Raw genomic sequence first — 18,374 nt, forward strand, 5'->3', positions numbered from 1 at the left:
GGGAACATTTACTGGTACAAAAAATACGTTCCCTCATCCATGTTCCCTGATTCCAGATCCGTCAGGAACTGTCCCAGCAGTGTGCTGAATTCCCCGGCTTTTATCCCGTCCATATGTCCGTCATAGTCCCAATACCCTTCCATGGAGCGGTCCGTCAGCTCCGGTTTCAAGTAATTGAAATTATAATATGCAAGCCCCCAGCCGTTCATGAGCTTAGTAAAATATTCATGGGACTGAAGATAGGACTGGCTGAACTGGTTTAAGGTGTCCTGGGGAACCGGGGTGGTGATTACAGTGAGCCGGATTCCATTTTCACGGCAGTACCGCGCAATCCTGCCAAAATACCGGGCTGCCTTTTCTTTTACCATGGTTTCATCCCAGGGGATGTTGTTATAGGTGCCTTTGTCCTCCCCGGCCACACGGTCCCGGTAGATAAATCCCCGTCCGCCGTAATGACCCACCGGGATATCCAGGATGGACGGGTCATAATCTTTATAGGCTGCGCTTTGCTTTTTCCTTATATTTTCCGGTATCTGTGCGTACAGGTTCCTGTAATAACTCCAGGGGGCCAGGGCAGACCGGAAATCCAGGCCGGTTATCTTATCCATGAAATAGGAGGATCTTGCCTTTGATACCGGGAAGTCCTGATAGAAGAATATCTGTGTGGAGCCGTTTCGCTGTTCATTCATCCAATAGGATGGGTCCAGTTCGTATACCACCTGGGAAGGGGACTGGGTTTCGCAGGCCAGCTTTAAAAGATGATACATATCATCCGGATAGGCGTCCGCCATGCACAGGCTTACGGAGCTGGTTCCGGCGGCCTGGTCAACTGCGGCAGGGTCAATCCCGTACTGTCCATGGGAGGTGCCGATGAAAATGGTATCATACTGCTGCCCGTTCCTCAGATTGTGAAGGTTAATCCTCACGGAACTGGGAGGGATAAAGGCATAATTAAGCAGCATGGTGATGCACACGCAAAGGGCAAGGAACAAAAATGCCCGGAGTATTGCCCGGAGCGTACCGGAGCGGGGGGCGGGATCTTTAGAACTGTGCATAAATAAAACCTCCTCTCGTCAGATTGATCTGTCCCAGAAGCGGGATTGCAAAAAGCAGCATCAGATATATGCCCCATCTGGCGGCCAGGGGCTTTTTGGCGAGGGAACAGCGGATTTCCACCTGATTTTCCTGAAGGAGGCTGACCGTGAATAATACCCCGCATGCCAGTATCAGGGCCAGATAATCTTTTTTATCCAGACCCAGCCTCATCAGGGTTCCGTCCGTAAGGGCGGAGAAGGAAAAGCCTGTTACCGTGTTCTTCATCATGATAAAGGCCGCCTTAAGGTCCTGGGCCATGTCAAAGTACCAGCTTATATTGACCAGAAGGAAGGTCCTTGCAATCTGGACCAGGCCCCAGGCTTTGGATTCCGTTGGGATGTGGAGCGCCAGGGCCGCCTTCTGGTACAGGGGGGCGGCCAGGTTGCCCGCGGCAATGATGATTCCGTTATACAGGCCGTAAACAATATATTTCCAGGCCGGCCCGTGCCATACGCCGACCAGGAAAAACACCAGCAGGTTAGCGATACACACCGGGAGCACCCGCCCGGCATGCCTGCCGAGATTCTTCTTGCAGTATTTACTAAAACGGTTCATCCCCTTGGACAGGGAAAATGGATAGAATACATAGTCCTTCATCCAGGTGCCCAGGGTAATATGCCAGCGGTGCCAGAAGTCAGAGATGGAACGGGCGAAATAAGGACGTTTGAAGTTCTGGTCCAGGGAAATGCCGAAGCATTCAGCCGCCCCCATCACCACGTCCATGCCGCCGGAAAAGTCGCCGTACAGCTGGATGGAATAGCACAGGACCCCCATAATGACCGCAATTCCTGTATAGGCTTCATAATTGCCAAACACCTCATTCACCACAACCGCGGCCCGGTCCGCTATGACGATTTTCTTAAAATATCCCCAAAGCATTAGCTGCAGGCCCCGTTCAACACGTTCCAGGCTGAATTTCCTCTGGCTGAACAGCTGGGATGCCAGCCGGTCATAACGCCCGATTGGCCCCTGCAGGATCTGCGGAAAAAATGAGACGAACAGGGCAAAACGGAACAGGTTGTGGTCAGGAGCATATTTTCCCCTGTATACATCAATCAGATAACCCATGGACTGGAAGGTATAAAAGGAAATGCCAAGGGGCAGTATCAGTTTCCCCAAGGCAAAATCAGTCCCAAACAGCTGGTTGACGTTCCCCACTGCAAAGTTCCTGTATTTGAGCACGGCCAGAATACCGAAGTTTATGAGGAGGACGGCAGCTGCAATCCGCTTCTTATTTCGTTTGTAACGTGCCTTCACTGCTTTTTTCTGTTCCGGCGTTAACGGGGGTGTCTGCCCGTTAAGTTCCCTGTCCATCTTCCCGTCCAGATATTCCAAAATCAGGCCGCCCAGGAATGTGGTGACTGTGGTGGCCAGGATGAATACAACGGCCGTTGTCCCCGAAGCCAGATAAAAAATGTAGCTGAAAAGAAGGAGCCATACCCATTGCAGCCGTTTAGGGATTACATAATATCCCAGGATGGCAACGGCCAGGAACAACAGGAAGTTCATTGAAAGAAAAGACATCATGCCCTCCCTTGTTAATTATCCCTGAGACGTTCAACCATGTTCCAGAGGGCCTGGGCGGAATTAAAATTATCCGGCACAATATCCACAGGTGATATTTCAATCTCAAATGCATCATTTAGTTCGCTGACAATAGAGAGGATGTCGAAGGAATCCAGATATCCCTCATCAATCAGCCCGGTGCAGGTCTTAAAGTCAATGTTTGGTTTGATGTCCTCTAAAATTTCTAATAATTCGTCCATTATGAATTCTCCTTTTTTATACAATCTTCAAAATATTGGATGCTGCCGTCGTTTATCGGGCTGGTGGGAAGCGCACCCCGGACCAGCTTCAGTCCTGCCTCCCTTTCATAGGTCAGGACGGCCGGAAGTCCGCGGCTTAAGAACAGATAAATCCCCTCCGTCACTGCATAGGCCCCGATTCGGTCAAATACCAGCATATCCCCGGTCCTTAAGCCGGACAGGGGCAGGTTCTTGACCAGCATGTCCCCTGAGGTGCAGAGGGAACCGCATACCGTCCACTGTGTGTTTTCACCGGGGATATGGTCCGCAGGCATACCCTGGGAAATGCTTTGGGGAAGGTGGCGGATGGCCGGGATTTTCATGGCCATGGCCTGTCCGTAATAATTCACATGATTAATACCGCCATCCACGATACAGTAATCCTGCCCCTGGTTCTGCTTGGTATCCACTACCCGGGTCACATAACTGCCGCAGGGCGCGGCCAGGAAACGGCCTGCTTCCAGGGAAATGCTTCCCTTAAACGCCATGGCGTCAAGTGCCGCCCTGAAATCTGCCAGCATGGCGTCCTCGTCCACCGGGGACTCCCCCTCAAAGTAAGGTATATGGAAACCCGGTCCATATTCCAGTTCACGGATTTCGTACTGCAGTTCGTCCTGTATCCGTGCCAGAAGGGCGTCCAGCCGTTCCAGTTCCTTATGGATCTTGCCGGATTGCTTTTTCTGGGTTCCTGAGTAGTACTGGAGTCCGGTAAAATGCAGATGGGGATATGCGTTCCGCCTTTGGATTACGGAAAGGATTGTCTCCTCATCCATGCCAAACTGGTTCCCGCTGGTCAGGCGCAGCAGCACACGCAAAGGACTCCCCTGCGCCTGGGCGGCGCAGGACTCTAACAGCGCCAGCTGGCTTAGGGATTCGGCAGTATAGGTGTCAGGGCCGGGGCTTCCGGCGGCAGGGCCGGGGTTTCCGACAGCCGCGCCACAACTTCCGACACCGCCCACAACCTCCCTGATATGAGCCGCCTCCTTATTAACGCCGGAGAGTACAATCTTCTCCGGGGGCACACCGGCCCTCTGGCATATGGCATATTCGCCGGGAGAGCACACCTCCAGGCCGTCCGCTTCCTGAGCGGCTGTCCGGGTAAAGAAGGGATTGGCCTTCATGGCATATATGATTTTAATATCCTGTCCAAGAATCTCCTTCATATGGCGGATGCGCAGGGCGAATGCATCCAGGTCAAACACATAGGCAGGCGTTCCCCAGCCGGCGGCCTGCCGTAGGATCTGTATATCCAGATGCTTCCTATCATTCATCCCACTCATCTCATCCATCTCACCCATAAAGCCTCCTTAATGCCTGCCGGTCCACCTTGCCGTTTTTTGTAAGGGGAAGGGCGGGCAGGTTCACATAACGGTTAGGGAACATGTACCGTGGAAGGAGATGTTCCAGCCCGGCGGCAATCATTTTCTTATCCGCCTCCCCTTCGTAGAAGGCCGCAATTTTATTTTTCTCTTCCAGGAAAATGCAGACAGCCCGTCCAACCCCGCTGACAGTCTCGAGCGCGGCTTCAATCTCACCCAGTTCAATCCTGTGGCCCATGTGCTTAATCTGGAAATCCCTGCGCGCATGATAATATAGTAATCCGTCCTCACCGTAGTACGCCATGTCCCCGGTGCGGTAGATGGTTTCAGGATAATCCTGGTTCAGGGGATTCTGGACAAATGCAGCCGCTGTCTTCTCCCTGTCTCTGTAATATCCAAGGGCCAGCGCGGTTCCTGACACGCACAGTTCCCCGCAGATGCCCGGCTCTGTGATCAGGCGGTCATCCCCGTCCAGGAGGAACACCTTTTCATTGGGAAATGGAAGCCCGATGGGGATATGGCTTCCCGGTTCAAAGTCCCGGTCCACCACATGGTATGTGCAGTTACATGTGATTTCCGTGGGGCCGTACAGGTTTACAAACATGGCATCCGGAAGGTAACTGCGCCAGGTGTTCAGATGTTTCACGGGCATGACCTCGCCGCTGAACAGGACCTTGTCCAGGTGTTCAGGCACGCGGTAGGTGAAGCCGTTCAGGGTGGTGATGATGCACAGGGCAGAGACGGCCCATATGGCTGTGGTTATCTTCTTATCGCAGAGGTAGTCCAGAAGTCCTGTGGGAATGGAAAACAGACGCTTTGGGATGATTTCCATGGAAGCCCCTGTCTTCAGGGTTGAATAAATATCCTTCACGGAAACATCAAAATCAAATGGCGCCTGGTTGCCAATCACATCCCCAGAGGTTATATGGAACATTTCCGTAAAATGCTCCATAAAGTCGATGACAGAACGGTGTCCCACCACCACGCCCTTGGGGGTTCCGGTGGAGCCGGAGGTAAAGATTCCGTACAGCGGGTCCGTATCCATGGCCTGTCCGCGTATGGAGGCAAGGAGCAGGGGGTCCTCCGCATCGCTTCCAAGGGACAGAAGCATTCCCATATCAAGGATTTCCCCTGCAAAGGAGATTGCGCCTGCCGCCTTCAGGCTTGGGCTGTCGGCAATCATGATATCGGCCTGTAAGGTGTTAAGGATGCGGTTCAGCCGTTCGGACGGCTGCCCGGCATCCAGATAAATATAAAAACAGCCCGCATGGACAATCCCCATAAAGGCTCCCAATGTATAGGCATTCTTTTCTGTCATGACGGGAATGGGCCGTCTGGGGCCGGTCTTCCTGCCGAGAAAGCTTCCAATCCGTCTGGACAGGGACAGAAGCCCTTTGTAAGTCAGTCCTGTATGTTCATCGGAAAAAGCCGGTTTATCAGGATATGCTTTTTCTGATTCCTCAAGATAGCACAGAATATTTTGTATCAATGATAAGACCTCCGGTCCGTATGGATTTTTGTGCTTAGTCTAGCACAGAAGGAGAGCAGATTCAAGGGAATTATTTCTGAAGATTCTATGACGGTTGGTTTGGGATGGGTCTGTGGTGACCCGGCGGTAATGAGGAAGCCGCATTGCTTAAGGACATAAAAAGGGATGCCGCAGACCAACCTGCATTGGTCCTGCCGCATCCCTAAAAATGACTGACAATTCTTATGATTGATGATTAGCCGAAGTATCTCTCCAGCAGGCCTGCAAATGCCTTTCCGTGGCGTGCCTCATCCTTAGCCATCTCATGAACGGTGTCATGGATTGCATCCAGGTTCAGGGCCTTGGCTCTCTTAGCCAGGTCGAACTTACCGGCAGTTGCGCCGTTCTCAGCAGCAACCCTCATCTCCAGGTTCTTCTTGGTGGAACTTGTGACAACCTCGCCTAACAGCTCTGCAAACTTAGCTGCGTGCTCAGCTTCCTCAAATGCTGCCTTCTCCCAGTACAGACCAATCTCAGGATAGCCTTCCCTGTGGGCAACCCTGGACATAGCCAGGTACATACCGACTTCTGAACATTCGCCTTCGAAGTTAGCCCTTAAATCCATCATGATATCTTCAGGGGAACCCTGTGCAACGCCAACCTCATGCTCACATGCCCATGCCATCTTGTCAGCTTCCTGCTCTTTGAACTTGGATGCCGGAACACCGCACTGTGGACATTTCTCAGGTGCATTTTCGCCTTCATAAACATAACCGCATACTGTACATACCCATTTCTTCATAATCAATATTCTCCTTTTCCTTTTATGGTTTTCATTTTATGTTCCGGACATCAGATGCCCGGAACGAAGTGTTTGCTTGTTATCAATAATAGTAATTATTACTGATATTGATAATATAAATCATTTAAGCCGGTTTGTCAATACTTTTATCAACTTTTTTTCCCAAACAATTCTTGCAGCGGCCGTAGAACAGTACATAGTGGCTGTCAATGATACCTGGGGCGCAGCTTTGGGCATCCTGGTTCAGTTCCTCAAGGGCTCCCAGGTCCATGTCGTAAACCTGGTTGCATTCAGTGCACACAAAATGATAATGCTGCCGGGTATCACCATCAAAATGATCGGCGCCGTCCCCACAGGTCAGCTTCCTTATCTCTCCGGTTTCAACCAATAGGTTCAGGTTACGATAGACTGTTCCCAGGCTGATGTTGGGAAATTCTTCACGGATGCTGGCGTATAGGGCGTCTGCCGTAGGATGGTCATGTCGGTTCATCAGACTGGCTTTGATGGATTCCCTCTGACGGCTATACTTTAAAGTTTTCATAGCATCTCCTTCTATAGAATATAATAATGATAACAGTTACTATTTGTATTCTATCAGATATCATACCCTATGTCAAGGCGCTTTGCGGATTATCTGTTCAGGGCCATATGTTTGGGGGCATCTGTTCAGGCCTCCCTCTGTGAGTCCTCCGCCGCCGGATAAGCGATATGCTCCCGTGCAATCCGTATGAACTCCCGGGTGGCCCTGGACATATAACGTCCTTTGTGGTAGCCGATACCGAGGACACCGTGTGCCCTGGAGTAGTTGAGGGAGTAAAGGTTCAGGCGGGAGTGGTCTAACAGGGCGTGGCGCGGGGAACTGGCGGACTGGTCCGTGGCCATGAACATCTTGGGGTAGAATGTGACGCCCATGCCCTTGCGGCATAAGGCGAGGACGGTTTCGATGTTCTCTGTCTCCAGCACCACCCTGGGGCTCATCTGGGCATCCTCGAATATTTCGTCCGCAATGGTGCGGACCCGGTTGCCCTTTTTTAACAGGACAAAGGGACACTGCTCCAGGAGGCGGATGTCCGTGGAGGCGGAAAGGGAATGCTTGATTTCCTCCAACCGGCCTGGGTAAGCCTTTTCTATTACCTCATCCGGCACGACCATGAGGATTTCCTCGCCGCAGATGGGGACGGTTTCCACATTCTCCACTGTAAACGGAAGCAGGTCTATCATAAGGTCGATGTTGCCGTGAAGCAGGCTTGAGGCCAGCTGGCTTGAATTGCCCTCCACCAGGTTAAGCTCAATACCGGGAAACCGGGCCTGATAGGTTGGGAGGATTTCCGGCAGGATCACACGTCCGCGGGTATGGGACACACCGATGGAGAGCTGGCCCGTGGAGAAATCCTTGATATCGGCAATCTCCTTATATGTCTCGTCCCTCAGGTTCAATAGCTCCCTGGCCCTGGCCTTTAAGGACTGGCCCGCATAGGTCAGGGTGAGGGGGGAAGTCCGGTTGAACAGCACCACGTCAAATTCCTTTTCCAGGTTGGAGATATGGTTGCTTAAGGACTGCTGAGAGATGAACAGTTTTTTGGCTGCCCTGGTAAAATTCAGTTCCTCCGCCGCCACCAGGAAATACTCCAGATTCAGGAAGTTAATCATCACTTGGTTCCTCCTGTGACAGATGCGGGCGCTGTATCGGCCGTATCCCTGGGAAGCTGGCCGCATCTTGCATCCTCAGGCTGGGCCAGGATGGCGGACAGGCGGGGGATGTAGCCGCACAGAAGTTCAAGGGATGTATTGACCACCAGTTCCTGGGGGAAGTCCAGTTCCTCAAGAAGGGCGCAGGCGGCTGCATGGTTTCCGGAATCAGCCTCACAGTGGGCGTCGCTGTTGACAATCACAGGCGTATGGTAATGCCTGCACAGTTCCAGCATTTTCACATAATTTTCCCGTGCGCCCTGGCGGTAGCTTAAGGGGGTCAGGGAACTGTTGTTGACTTCTAACAGCTTGTGGTGTTCCCTGGCAGCGGCTGTGAGCGTATCGTAATCAATGGGGAAACGGCTGTCATCCGGGTGGCCGATGATGTGGATGGCCGGATTCTTCATGGCTCCCAGGCAGGCGTTGGTGTTCTGGGAAACCGTGCCGCTTTTTATGCAGGGCTGGTGGAGGCTGGCAATGGAATAATCCAGCTTCTCCAGAAGGTCCTGGTCCAAGTCCACGTTGCCCTCAAAATCCATGATGTTCAGCTCCACCCCCATCATAAGCTTCATGCCGTACAGGGTGCGGGGGAGGACTTTAAAATTAATGAAATGGTAATAGTGGGAGCTTCCGGGCATGGCAGGGGCATGGTCGGAACTGCCGAAAAGCCGGATGCCCCGTCCGGAGGCGGATGCGGCCATCTCATAAAGGGAGTTATAGGCATGCCCACTGGCCGTGGTGTGGGTGTGCAGGTCCAATAAATCTATCATAGAACAAAGGTCCTTTCTTGCTGAAATTGCGTATATCAGCTGCTGTCTGAATCATATCACATTTTCCTATCAGTGAAAAGTTATAAAAAAAGAATAAAAAACTAAATTTTGGTATATTTTTATAAGAAAACTATAGAAATATTAGGTGGGTTGTTGTTATAATGGAGAGGAAAATATTTTGCTACATATACAGAAGGCGAGGAGACTATTATGAGTGAAGAAATGAACAAGGAATTAGAAACAGAGGTAACTGCCCCAGTGACCGCAGAAGAGCCTGTGGAAACCATGGAGGATTTTGCGGCAGAGCTGGAGGCATCCTACCAGACACTGAACAAGAGGCATATTGAGCTGGCTGAGGAAGAAAGCGGCGAAGGCGCCAAGTGGGCCCAGTTTGCACAGATGATGGAAGACAAGACCGTGGTGAAGGTGAAAATCAACGAGGCTGTCAAGGGCGGCGTGGTCACATCACTGGAGGAAGTGCGCGCATTCATCCCGGCATCCCAGCTGTCCACTGAGTATGTGGAGAAACTGGAAGACTGGCAGGGCAAGTATGTGGAGTGTGTGATCATCACCGTTGACCCTGAGAAGAAGAGGCTGGTGCTCTCCGGACGCGAGGTTGAGCGCGGCAAGAAGGAAGCTGAGAAGCAGGCACGCATGGCACAGTTCAAGGCCGGTGATGTTGTGGAAGGAACCGTGGACAGCATCAAGCCTTACGGCGCATTCATCAAGCTGGACGAGGGTGTGGACGGACTGCTGCACATCTCCCAGATCAGCACACAGAGGATTAAGCATCCGGGAGCAGTGCTTACGGAAGGACAGACCGTTAAGGTTAAGATCCTGAGCACGGATAACGGCAAGCTGAGCCTGAGCATGAGGGCGCTGGCTGAGCAGACCGCTGACCAGGAAGCACATGAGACATTTGACTACAAGGAGACCGGATCGGTGTCCACCGGGCTGGGTGACCTGTTAAAGGGGCTGAAGCTCTGATCCGGTATTAACTAGATAAGGAGGGATAGGAATGTCTAATATCCCCAAAACGGATGATCAGGTTGACCAATGGCGTTCAGTCATGTTTTTATATGATTCAGCACTGAAGAAAGTTAATACTAAAATCGAGATATTGAATAACGAGTTTGTAAGCCGTTATGACTACAACCCGATTGAACATATCAAATCCCGGCTTAAGACGGCTGAGAGCATTGTGAAGAAACTGAAGAAGGACGGATATGAGGTATCCATCGAGAATATGATGGAACGGCTCAGCGATATTGCCGGAATACGGATCATCTGTTCCTTTACATCGGATATTTACCAGATTGCGGATATGATATCATCCCAGGGGGACGTGACGGTCCTTCATGTAAAGGATTATATCAAGAATCCCAAGCCCAACGGATATAAGAGCTATCACATGGTTGTGACGGTCCCTGTGTATCTGACGGACGGCCCTGTGGAGACCAAGGTGGAGATACAGATACGTTCGGTTGCCATGGACTTCTGGGCCAGCCTGGAACACAAGATTGCTTACAAGTTCGAGGGCAATGCGCCTGAGAACCTGCTAAAAGAGCTGAAGGCCTGTGCGGATATGGTGGATATGCTGGATGCCAAGATGTTCTCCCTCAATGAGGCCATCACGGCATTTGCAAAAGAACAGCGCCAGGATGAACTTAAAGGACAGACGGAAGAAGAATATAAGTGAACAGATTGATCAGGGAAACAGATCAGGTGATTAAACTGAACCTGCGCCAGCTGGCAGTATTTGAAGTACTGTTCCGGCTGGTTGCAGGTACATTCTATATCAGGCTGGCAAACCAGCTGCTCAGGTTCTCTTTGCGCATGGCAGGGTACAGTTACCTTACCATGAGTAATATGGGGGCCTTTCTTTGGCGTCCGTTTACCATTGCCTGCGTGGCCGCCGCCATAGCCGTGGGCATGGTCCTCATGGTGGTTGAAATCGCGGGCCTTATAACGGCTTACCAGGCATCCGCCTATTCAAGACGGATTGATTCCCTGTCCATATTAAAGGGCGCGGTGGATAAGGCAGTGGATGAGTGTAAGAAAAGGAACTGGAAGCTGCTGCCCCTGGCCTTTGCTGATTTCCTGATGATGAACAGTTTTCTGCTGCTCCGTCTGCTTACCAGGATAAAACCCGTCAATTTTGTCATGGCGGAGATTGTTCACGGCCCTGTTACCAGGATGGGCCTGGTGCTGGTGGTGGTGTTCCTGATCCTCATCGGCATTCCCACCATGCTGGTGTTTTTTACCTGTATGATAGAACAGAAGAATTTTCAGGATGGTTTCAGGCGCAGTATGGAGATCCTTGGACGGAAATGGCCCAGGGCCGTGGGCCTTCTGCTGGCGCTGAACCTGGTACTTATCCTGTTCCTGGTCCTGCTTCACTCCGTGATCGTGGTGGTGTCCGCGGTGGTGGTGACGCTGTTTGTGGAAAGCTATGCTGCAATGGCCGTACTGGCGGCTGTGTGCGCAAGGCTTGAACTGGTGGTGCTGTTTATCGGGACCATCCTGGTATCGGTAGTGGATTTTGGAGCGCTTACCGTGGTCTATTACCAGTTTGAACGAGGGCATGTCCATGGACAGCCGTGGGATTTTGGGATATCGGAGGATATGCACCTGGGCGGGATGCATATCAAACGGAAATGGATGCTTACCATCACAGGCGCCCTGGCCGGAGCCAGCCTGTTCATGATTTTTGACATGGTGTACAACGGCGTATCCCCGGACTGGTCGGTCCTTGGCCAGACCGAGATAACTGCCCACAGGGGAAGTTCTAAAATGGCGCCTGAGAATACCATGGCAGCCCTGGAGGCGGCCATGGAGGAAATGGCTGATTACAGTGAGATTGACGTGCAGACAACGGCGGACGGAATCGTGGTTGTGTGCCATGACCTGAACCTGAAGCGGGTGGCAGGGGTGGACCGGACCCTGGGCAGCATGACCTATTCCCAGCTGGAGCAGCTGGATGTGGGCAGCCATTTCTCGCCAACGTTTAAAGGGGAGCGGATTCCCACACTGAGGGAAGTGTTAGAAGCCTGCAAGGGGCGGATGAAGCTTAACATTGAGCTTAAGAATATCGGCAATGACACCAGCCTGCCGGAGCAGGTGGCTGCCCTGGTCAGGGAGTATGATATGGAGGACCAGTGCGTCATTACCTCGGTCAAGCTTAAGTACCTGGAGCGGATTAAGGCCATGGACCCGGACCTGAGGACCGGATATATACTGGCCGCGGCCTATGGGAATTATTATGAGAGCGGGGATTTTGACTTTATCAGCATCCGTTCCAGCTTTGTAAGCCGCCGTCTGGTGGAGGCGGTCCATGAGGATGGTAAGGCAATCCATGTGTGGACCGTGAACAGCAAGACCGAGATGGACCAGATGAAGCTTCTGGGCGTGGACAATATCATTACGGATTATCCGGCCCGGGCGCGGGAGATACTCTACAGGGAGGAAACCACGGAAACCCTGATGGAATACCTGAAAATGATGATACGATGAAAAGGAGACAATGCATATGAGAGCAGTGGTGCAGAGGGTGACCCGGGCCAGCGTGACAGTGGACGGTGAGCTGTTAGGAAGGATTGGAAAGGGTTTCATGATACTTCTGGGAGTGGCTGACGGGGATACGGTGCAGATGGCTGAAAAAATGGCGGACAAAATCTGCCGTTTAAGGATATTTGAGGATGAAAATGGAAAAACTAACCTATCACTGGCAGATGTGGAGGGGGAACTGCTGATTATCAGCCAGTTTACCCTGTATGCGGACTGCCGTAAGGGCAACCGCCCCAGTTTCATCAAAGCAGGCGCGCCCCAGATGGCGGAATCCCTGTATAAACGGTTCATGGAACGGTGCAGCGAATACGTGGATGTGGTGGAAAAGGGACGGTTTGGCGCGGACATGAAGGTGGAGCTATTGAACGACGGGCCATTTACCCTGATGCTGGACAGCGATGAACTGTTTAAATAAGCGGCAGGGCGCCGCTATGGGAGAGGAGTGATAAAATGGCAAAATTAACAGAGACAGTACTGTATTATAATCCGGGCAGGCCAGAGACCATGAAGCATGTGCCGATGATGAAGGGCGTGCTGGTGCGCATGGGCATACGGATCCGGAACATCGGCCCGGAACAGGTGATGGAGACCGTTGGATACCTGGCCGGAATGGATGGGTTCCAGGCATCTGATAAAAAAACTGAAGGGCAGACTGAGGGGCAGGAGGAAGCAGGACTTCCGGTAATCCCGGTGGAAATGATGGTGCTTAAGCAGTTTTCCAACAGGCGCCTGGATGAGCTTTTAATGAACCTGAGGAAGGCCGGGGTGCCGAAGATTGGACTGAAGGCAGTGCTGACAGAGCACAACAGCACCTGGACCTTCTACCATCTGTATGAGGAACTGAAGGAAGAGCATGAGACAATGACTGCGGGAAAAGGACAATGACAGATCCGACCAGGAAAAGGCAGCTGGAGGAACTGGACCAGGTGGAACTGTGTACCAGGATCCTTTATCAGGCCAGGAATGAACTATATCTGAACATGAGGTTCCTGGACGTGTCCCTGAGCAGTCTTGGATTCGAGGCTGACTGGGGCCGCGGCGGGATTGCCACGGACGGCTGGCTCATCTACTATGGGCCGGAGTACCTTACCGGCCTGTTCAGCCAGGGCCGAAGTCTGGTAAACAGGGCGTATCTGCACATGCTGTTCCACTGCCTTTTCTGCCATATGTATACGCGTAAGGACAGGGATAAGGATTACTGGGACCTGGCATGTGATATTGCCATGGAATCCGTGATTGACGGACTCTATCAGAAGTGTGTCCATGTGCCGAAGAGTCCCCTTCGCAGGGAAACGTATTTAAGGCTTGAAAAGCAGCTGGCCCGGGAACAGGATGCGGATGCGTCCGGACAGGGGCGCAAAGAAGGGCAGGTGCCAGGACGGGAACATGTGAAGGCGTCAGGGCGGGAACGCGTGCAGGTGCCAGGGCGGGAACCGGGAAGGATTCCCCTGACCGCGGAGCGTGTTTACCATGCCCTTAAGGAGATGGGGCTTCCTGAGCGCAGGCTGGAGCAGCTGCGTTCCGAGTTCCATGTGGACAGCCACGATCTGTGGGAACAGGAGGACGACCGCAAACAGGCCAGACCCCGGCAGAATCAATGGAACGACAACCGTGAGAAGATACAGACCCAGATGGAGACAATGGGTTCCAAAGACGAATCCGAGGATAACAGGAGCCTTTTAGACCAGGTCCAGGTGGAAAACAGGGAACGCTATGATTACAGTCGGTTCCTGCGCAAGTTCTCTGTGATGAGGGAGGAAATGCAGGTGGACCCGGATTCCTTTGACTATGCCTTTTATACCTACGGGCTTTCCCTCTACGGGAACATGCCCTTGATTGAGCCTCTGGAGTCAAAGGAGGTTTACCGCATAGAGGACTTTGCCATTGTGATTGACACTTCCATGTCCTGTTCCGGCGAACTGGTAAGGCGGTTCCTGGAAGAGACATACGATGTGCTGTCTGAGTCGGAAAGCTATTTTAAGAAGGTCCATGTGCACATCATACAGTGTGATGATGCGGTGCAGTCCGACGTGGTCGTGACCTGTCCGGAGGAATTAAGGGAGTACATGGAACATTTTGAGATAAAAGGGCATGGGGGAACGGATTTCCGACCGGCCTTTGAGTATGTCAACGGGCTCAGGGCCAGACGGGAGGTGGCAAACCTTCGGGGCCTGATTTATTTTACAGACGGCAAGGGCATCTATCCGGTGCAGGCGCCGCCCTATGACACGGCATTTGTTTTTATTGAAAACATGTTCTCCGATGAATCGGTTCCCGCCTGGGCCATGAAGGTGGTGCTGGAGGAGGAACAGATCATGGAGTATAACGGAAAACCAAAGGATGCAGGAGAGCAGGACTCATGAATATTAAGCGGGCAAAGGAAGAGATTAAGGACACCATAGAGGCATATCTTCTGAAGGATGATAATGGGGAGTATGTGATTCCCTCCATCCGTCAGCGGCCGGTTCTTCTGATTGGGCCTCCCGGCGTGGGGAAGACCCAGATCATGGAACAGATATCCAGGGAGTGCCGGATCGGGCTGGTGGCATATACCATCACCCACCACACAAGACAGAGCGCGGTGGGACTTCCCTTTATAGACAGGAAAATGTTTGGGGGCCGGGAATACGCGGTGACAGAGTATACCATGAGCGAGATCGTGGCGTCCATTTATAATAAAATTGAGGACAGCGGACTTAAGGAAGGCATACTGTTCATCGATGAGATCAACTGCGTTTCCGAGACACTGGCGCCTACCATGCTTCAGTTCCTACAGTGCAAGACATTTGGAAGCCACAAGATCCCGGAGGGCTGGATCATCACGGCCGCCGGCAATCCGCCGGAGTATAACAAATCCGTCCGGGAGTTTGACGTGGTGACCCTGGACCGTATCAAGCGCATTGACGTGGAGCCGGACCTTGGGGTGTGGAAGGAGTATGCCTATAAGGAGAATATACATCCTGCCATCATTTCCTATCTGGGAATCAAGGGCCAGTACTTCTGCCATATTGAGACAACGGTGGATGGGAAAATGTTTGCGACGCCCAGGGGATGGGAGGACCTGTCACAGTTAATCCTGGTCTATGAGAAGCTGGGCAAGCGGGCGGACAGGAATGTAATCGGACAGTATATCCAGCACCCCAGGATTGCAAAGGACTTTGCCAATTACCTTGAGCTTTACTATAAATACCAGGATGAGTACCAGGTGGAAGGAATCCTGGACGGGATGATGAACGAGGCCCTGTGTGACAAGGTGGCAAAGGCTTCCTTTGATGAGCGGCTCAGCGTCACGGGCCTTCTGCTCTCCAAACTGGCGGATGGGTTTAAGGGACTGTTGGCGGAAAACCAGGTCATGGAGCTTTTGATGGAACAGCTTAAGGCGTACCGCCAGGAGCTGGAGCAGGCGGAAGATGGCGGACAGGGGGCCGTGAGTCAGGAATCCGGTGGGCAGGAACCCATGAGGCGGGAGCCCGGCGGCCAGGGACCCGCGGCGCAGGAAGGACGGCCCCAGCCTTCAGAAATCCTGCAGCAGCTGGCAGAGGACATGGAGAAGGAGCGGCTGGGCGGCAGGAGGAACGGCCTGCTTGGAAGGCAGGAGGACAGGATAAGACGCAGCTGCATCGCCATCCTGGAAGGATATGCACAGCAGATGCGGGAAGAGGCTGTGAAAGGCGCCGCTGCCGGGAAGGACGGGGCGTGGCAGTGGGTGCGGGGCCGTTTCATGGGACGGAGCGATGACTATGAAGCGTGGAAAGAAAGCCTGGGCCGGCAACTGGAGCATGCATTCAACTTCATGGAGGCATCCTTTGGAAACGGACAGGAGATGGTCATATTTGTCACGGAACTGAATACCAGCGCTGCCAGTGTGTGGTTTTTGGAACAGTATGAATGTGAGAGGTATTACAGATATAATAAGGAACTCTTATTTGATGAGCAGGAACAGGCCATCAGGGAGAGGATACGGTAGGGAGCACGGATGGTTACAAAGTACAATGTTTGTGGAGAACGCAAAAAATCAAGTGTGCAGAGGCTTCCGTCAGCTGACAATTGACGGTTATGCCGTATCATCCCAAACGCAGTTGAGCAACAGGAAGGTCAGGCAGATTAGATTATTGACTATGTAGAAGCAGGATCATAACATCAAAGCACCGAGCTACATAAACGGTTCGGTGCTTTGTCTTATACGTTAATTGCATCTTTCCGGTACGGATAAGATTGACATATTCTGATTTTCTTTGAGCACTCCAAAATACAGATACTATGGTTCTTTATAATACTCCTCTATAACGCACTCATGCGCTTTGGTCTTAGTACTATAATTTATTCCCACCAACAATAGCTTTCCGCTATAGTTTTCCAGAGATTTGGCATAACGTCGTTCCTTAATCTGTGAGATTGCACTTTCTGACGAATGATTCCATTTCAACTCCACAATCATACCCGGTTTATCCAGGTGATTCTGACGAGGAAGAAACACAATATCCGCATACCCTTTCCCCGAAGGGAATTCACGGATACACTGATAATATTCCCGTGCGCTGTAATAGGCAAGGGAAATGACACAGGACAACGCATTTTCATCATTATAGGCCAGGATGGATGTTTCCATATGGGACTCTGAAAGCCCCATCGCAACCGTTTCACTGTCCATATTCCATGTGGCCGCCAGAATCTTTTTTGATTGCTCTATGGATTTCACCACCATATCCCATCCGGCTGACTCTACCGCATTGCAAAATTCCGAAGATATTTCCGAGTTAGGAATAAACACCTCTCTGGATATGAAATCATATCCCAGATATCCCAAATGCACCAATAGGGTCAGTACATCATCCGCTGACTGAAAGGTTGTCATATCATTGGAAAAGGTGTTTGTATTAACGGTTCTTCTCCCGCCGGCCAGAAGATCCACCACAGTGTCTTTCAGGCCCTTATAATTCATGACAATATAATTACGCAGTGCTTCAAATGTCTCTGTTTTATTCCAGAAATTATCATAATTTCCGGTCAGCATTGCGCTGACAACTGAACGCGGACTATAGATATGGGTATCGCCTCCGAAGCAATAGCCATCATACCAGCGCTGTATCTCGAAAAAATCCATTTTATACTGTTCGCACAATACCCTTACTTCCCATTCCGTAAATCCTGTAAAAGCAGCCAAGGGGCCGGGATTTGTCATGGAAAATTCATCAAACATATTCAGGGCGGAATGAGAACCATACTTCTTAATTGGCAGTATACCCGTCATATAGGCAAGGGCGACATAACTCTGATCCTTCAGGAGATTGCGTATAAAGTCAAGATAAATTTTCTGTCCCTTTGTATCCTCCCTATTTTCACGGAAAATACAGTCCCATTCATCTATAATAAAAATAAACGGGTCCGATGTTTCTCCATAAATATCCATCAGGCTGCTGATTAAGTCCGACTGATCCAGGTAATCAATATCCGGATACACTTTCATAAGATCCCGGAGCAACGACTTTTCAATCATGCTTCTCAGCTTCATGATATCATGCGTCCGGCTTAAAAACGTCTGAATATTCAAAAAAATCACATTGTACTTGTTCAGATGCTTTTTGAACATATCGTCTTGTGAAATAGAGAGCCCCTGAAACATCTCTGACGAATCAATATCTTTCTCATAATATGCAGTCAGCATATTTGCAGCCATGGATTTTCCAAAACGTCTCGGACGGCTCACACAGACAAAACGCTGTTCCGTCTTCAATACAGAATTTGTATAAGAAATCAATCCGCTTTTATCTACATATATTTTAGAATTTAATGCCATTTTAAATCCATCATTTCCCGGATTTAAGTATACTCCCATAGCTTATCACGCTCCCATTCCTA

Annotated in this window: 17 protein-coding genes; 7 read left to right on the forward strand and 10 right to left on the reverse strand. The window is 51.3% G+C overall.

Features of this window, described 5'->3' with window-relative positions; genetic code table 11:
• Window positions 1–8: 8 nt before the first annotated feature.
• The 9 genes from MCJ35_RS26930 to MCJ35_RS26970 form a co-directional block, all read right to left on the reverse strand.
• Window positions 9–1,055 (reverse strand): hypothetical protein, encoded by a 1,047-nt coding sequence (locus tag MCJ35_RS26930; RefSeq protein ID WP_025484351.1) that lies wholly within the window; start codon window positions 1,053–1,055, stop codon window positions 9–11.
• Window positions 1,042–2,619 carry an MBOAT family O-acyltransferase gene (locus MCJ35_RS26935; RefSeq protein ID WP_240299710.1) on the reverse strand — a complete coding sequence of 526 codons (1,578 nt, stop codon included), beginning with the start codon at window positions 2,617–2,619 and terminating at the stop codon, window positions 1,042–1,044. Before MCJ35_RS26935 ends, MCJ35_RS26930 begins: the two co-directional genes overlap by 14 nt.
• Before the next feature lie 14 nt (window positions 2,620–2,633).
• Window positions 2,634–2,861: a phosphopantetheine-binding protein gene (locus MCJ35_RS26940; protein ID WP_008723830.1), complete on the reverse strand. Its 228-nt coding sequence runs from the start codon at window positions 2,859–2,861 to the stop codon at window positions 2,634–2,636.
• Window positions 2,861–4,153, reverse strand: coding sequence for an alanine racemase (locus MCJ35_RS26945; protein WP_240299814.1), 1,293 nt, complete (start codon window positions 4,151–4,153; stop codon window positions 2,861–2,863). The genes MCJ35_RS26940 and MCJ35_RS26945 overlap by 1 nt, the downstream gene beginning before the upstream one ends.
• A 37-nt stretch (window positions 4,154–4,190) precedes the next feature.
• Window positions 4,191–5,708 (reverse strand): amino acid adenylation domain-containing protein, encoded by a 1,518-nt coding sequence (locus tag MCJ35_RS26950; RefSeq protein ID WP_025484349.1) that lies wholly within the window; start codon window positions 5,706–5,708, stop codon window positions 4,191–4,193.
• A gap of 235 nt (window positions 5,709–5,943) precedes the next feature.
• A complete protein-coding gene (locus MCJ35_RS26955) occupies window positions 5,944–6,489 on the reverse strand; it encodes an NADH peroxidase (RefSeq protein WP_008723835.1) in 546 nt (181 codons plus the stop codon).
• Window positions 6,490–6,613: 124 nt separating this feature from the next.
• Window positions 6,614–7,030 carry a Fur family transcriptional regulator gene (locus MCJ35_RS26960; protein ID WP_008723837.1) on the reverse strand — a complete coding sequence of 139 codons (417 nt, stop codon included), beginning with the start codon at window positions 7,028–7,030 and terminating at the stop codon, window positions 6,614–6,616.
• 125 nt (window positions 7,031–7,155) lie between these two features.
• Entirely contained in the window at window positions 7,156–8,139 is a 984-nt protein-coding gene (locus MCJ35_RS26965; protein WP_008723839.1) for a LysR family transcriptional regulator, read from the reverse strand.
• Window positions 8,139–8,948: a phosphatase gene (locus tag MCJ35_RS26970; protein ID WP_025484348.1), complete on the reverse strand. Its 810-nt coding sequence runs from the start codon at window positions 8,946–8,948 to the stop codon at window positions 8,139–8,141. The genes MCJ35_RS26965 and MCJ35_RS26970 overlap by 1 nt, the downstream gene beginning before the upstream one ends.
• Window positions 8,949–9,158: 210 nt before the next feature.
• Between MCJ35_RS26970 and MCJ35_RS26975 the strand changes: the two genes are divergently transcribed.
• Genes MCJ35_RS26975 through MCJ35_RS27005 form a run of 7 tightly spaced genes read left to right on the forward strand, consistent with a single transcriptional unit; the run spans window position 9,159 to window position 16,482 of the window.
• Window positions 9,159–9,935 carry a S1 RNA-binding domain-containing protein gene (locus tag MCJ35_RS26975; protein ID WP_025484346.1) on the forward strand — a complete coding sequence of 259 codons (777 nt, stop codon included), beginning with the start codon at window positions 9,159–9,161 and terminating at the stop codon, window positions 9,933–9,935.
• A gap of 31 nt (window positions 9,936–9,966) precedes the next feature.
• Window positions 9,967–10,647 carry a GTP pyrophosphokinase gene (locus tag MCJ35_RS26980; protein WP_008723845.1) on the forward strand — a complete coding sequence of 227 codons (681 nt, stop codon included), beginning with the start codon at window positions 9,967–9,969 and terminating at the stop codon, window positions 10,645–10,647.
• Window positions 10,644–12,461 carry a glycerophosphodiester phosphodiesterase gene (locus tag MCJ35_RS26985; protein ID WP_025484344.1) on the forward strand — a complete coding sequence of 606 codons (1,818 nt, stop codon included), beginning with the start codon at window positions 10,644–10,646 and terminating at the stop codon, window positions 12,459–12,461. Before MCJ35_RS26980 ends, MCJ35_RS26985 begins: the two co-directional genes overlap by 4 nt.
• A gap of 16 nt (window positions 12,462–12,477) precedes the next feature.
• Window positions 12,478–12,930 (forward strand): D-aminoacyl-tRNA deacylase, encoded by a 453-nt coding sequence (gene dtd / locus MCJ35_RS26990; protein WP_008723850.1) that lies wholly within the window; start codon window positions 12,478–12,480, stop codon window positions 12,928–12,930.
• Window positions 12,931–12,965: 35 nt separating this feature from the next.
• A complete protein-coding gene (locus MCJ35_RS26995; protein WP_120058724.1) occupies window positions 12,966–13,400 on the forward strand; it encodes a DUF3783 domain-containing protein in 435 nt (144 codons plus the stop codon).
• Window positions 13,397–14,878 carry a vWA domain-containing protein gene (locus MCJ35_RS27000; RefSeq protein ID WP_025484342.1) on the forward strand — a complete coding sequence of 494 codons (1,482 nt, stop codon included), beginning with the start codon at window positions 13,397–13,399 and terminating at the stop codon, window positions 14,876–14,878. The genes MCJ35_RS26995 and MCJ35_RS27000 overlap by 4 nt, the downstream gene beginning before the upstream one ends.
• A complete protein-coding gene (locus tag MCJ35_RS27005) occupies window positions 14,875–16,482 on the forward strand; it encodes an ATP-binding protein (protein ID WP_025484341.1) in 1,608 nt (535 codons plus the stop codon). Before MCJ35_RS27000 ends, MCJ35_RS27005 begins: the two co-directional genes overlap by 4 nt.
• Window positions 16,483–16,773: 291 nt before the next feature.
• On the opposite strand, the gene MCJ35_RS27010 is transcribed toward MCJ35_RS27005, so the two are convergent.
• Window positions 16,774–18,351 carry an AAA family ATPase gene (locus MCJ35_RS27010; protein WP_025484339.1) on the reverse strand — a complete coding sequence of 526 codons (1,578 nt, stop codon included), beginning with the start codon at window positions 18,349–18,351 and terminating at the stop codon, window positions 16,774–16,776.
• Window positions 18,352–18,374: the final 23 nt, after the last annotated feature.

The organism is Enterocloster sp. OA13, assembly GCF_022440595.1.
Classification (GTDB): Bacteria; Bacillota; Clostridia; order Lachnospirales; family Lachnospiraceae; genus Enterocloster; species Enterocloster hominis.